The sequence below is a fragment of the Micromonospora sp. NPDC002575 genome, from assembly GCF_042889525.1.
Taxonomy (GTDB): Bacteria; Actinomycetota; Actinomycetes; order Mycobacteriales; family Micromonosporaceae; genus Micromonospora; species Micromonospora carbonacea.
In genome coordinates this window covers 1-2161 of sequence record NZ_JBIARA010000061.1, presented here as the reverse complement: position 1 = coordinate 2161, position 2161 = coordinate 1, and the positions used below count along the sequence as shown (strand labels likewise).

Genomic DNA, 2161 nt, shown 5'->3' with positions numbered 1-2161 from the left:
GAACAACACCCCGACGTCACCACCGCCATCGTCACCCGCCACGAAGACCACCACACCACCCGCCTCATCGGCTACGTCACCGGACGCGACGGACGCACCCCGACGCCGGAGGCGCTGCGCGAGCATGCCAGCGCCATCCTGCCGTCCTACATGGTGCCGGCCGTCATCATCGTCCTCGACCGGTTCCCCGTCGGCGGCACCGGCAAGATCGACCGGGCGGCGCTGCCCGCCCCGGACGGCCGACGTCCCGACCTCGGCGTCGACTACGCCGCACCGGCCACCGAGCACGAGCGACTCGTCACCGGCGTGTTCGCCACCGTCCTCGGCCTCGACCGGGTCGGCATCCACGACAGCTTCTTCGACCTCGGCGGCACGTCCCTGCAATCCGCCGCCGTGGCCGCCGGCATCGACGAGGCCGCTGACGTGGTCGTGCCCGTCTCCCAGATCCATCGCACCGCCACGCCCCACGCCCTCGCCACCTGGCTCGCCACCGCGCCGCGCCGTACGGGCAGCGGACAGGCCGCCGGCCAGGGGCGTCAGCGTCTCGGGCCGGTGCCGCTCGCGCAGCAGGTGGCCAAGTGCCTGATGTCGCCGCTGGAGGTCGTGGTCCCGGTGAGCTGGTGGGTGGAGGGCGAGCTCGACCTGCGGGCGCTGATGGCCGCGCTCGGCGACGTGCACCGCCGACACGAGGCCCTGCACGCCCGCTACCGACGGGTGGAGCCGCCGGTGGCGCTGGTCCCGGCGAACCCGGGTATGCCCCAACTGCTCCTGCTCACCGACGCCACCACCACCCAGGACGCCCTCGACCAACTCGCCAACGCCGTCCAACAACCCCTCGACTACACCCAAGGCCGCAACTGGCGCACCGCCCTCATCCGCGACCGCTCCACCAACCGCACCCTCCTCGGCATCGGCATCCACCACATCGCCTTCGACGGCTGGTCCCACACTCTCCTCGTCCGCGACCTCACCCACGCCTACACCGCCCGGAAAGCCGGACAGCCACCCACCTGGGACCGGCCCGCACCCACCCTCCGCCAGATCCACGACGAGTACGCCCGGCTCCGCGAGGCGGCCGACCTGCCCGCCCAACGCGCATACTGGCGCACCCAACTCCACGGCCTCCCCCGGCAGGGCGACGGTGGGCCGACCGTGTCGCTGGAGCAGGCCCTCGCCTGGGGCCCGAAGGCCGGGCACACCGTGACGGTGCCGACCGAGGTGATGCGGCGGTGGGACCGGGCTGCTCGGGAACACCGGTTCAGCCGCTCCAGCTACTTCGTCGCCGCCTTCGCCACCGCCCTGCGCGCCGTACACCGACAGGACGACATCGGCCTGCTGATGGTGGTCGCCAAGCGCGGCAGCCGGGTGCTCGACTCCGCGTTCACCACCCGGCTCAACCTGAACTGCGTGCGGGTGCGGTTCGACGGGCCGCAGGACGACAAGCTCGTCCTGCGGGTCCACGAGACGATCGCCGACCTGATGCGGGCGCAGGACGTGCCCTTCGCGGAGACCGCCGACGATCCCGCGGCCGGGCTCTCCAGCGAGGTGGTCGCCAGCCTGCCGACCTTCGTCTACCAGGACAACGTGGTGCTCCCGCTCGAGCTGCCCGGCTGCCGCACCGAGGAGGTCGTCGACCCGTACGCCCGGGAGGTGTCCAACGGTCTCACCGTGGAGGTGCTGCCCCGCGCCGACCACGCCCTCCTGCGCGTCACCATCCGCACCGACTATCTGCCGTACCGCCTCGCCGAGGAGCTGAACGGCCACATGCTGCGCTTCCTCGAAGCCGGACCCGCGCCGGCTCCGGGCCGCTGATCGAACGTCGTACCCCTCTCGTGCCGTGGGCGCGGACGGCCGCGCCCACGGGGTTTCCTGGTTTCCCGGACCGGCCCCGCCTGCGGGCGACGCCGGTCCTGATCGGAGGTTTGGCTCATGTCTGTCGGGTTCGTTGGTGGTCAGGCCCAGGCTTCGGGGCTCGCCGCCCCCGGCGCCGACATCGAGACCCTCGATCTGGTGGGTGATCTGCGGCGGCCGGTGGTGTGGCCGGCGCGGGCGGGTTCGGTGTCGCAGGTGGTGGGGTGGCCGGCGGGTGTGGCGGGTTCGGGTGTCGTGGTGGTGGCGGGGTTGGTGGGTGTGTTGGCGCGGTATACGGGTCAGTCGGAGG

General features: G+C 72.6%; 2 protein-coding genes. Both read left to right on the top strand.

Annotation, left to right across the window (positions count from 1 at the left end; all coding sequences use genetic code 11):
• Positions 1-1812: condensation domain-containing protein (locus tag ACFYWL_RS31065; protein WP_386980365.1), on the top strand; the 1812-nt coding region annotated here is incomplete at its 5' end.
• A 117-nt stretch (positions 1813-1929) separates the two neighbouring features.
• Positions 1930-2161 (top strand): hypothetical protein (locus ACFYWL_RS31060; protein WP_386980362.1); only part of this gene is annotated, 232 nt, incomplete at its 3' end.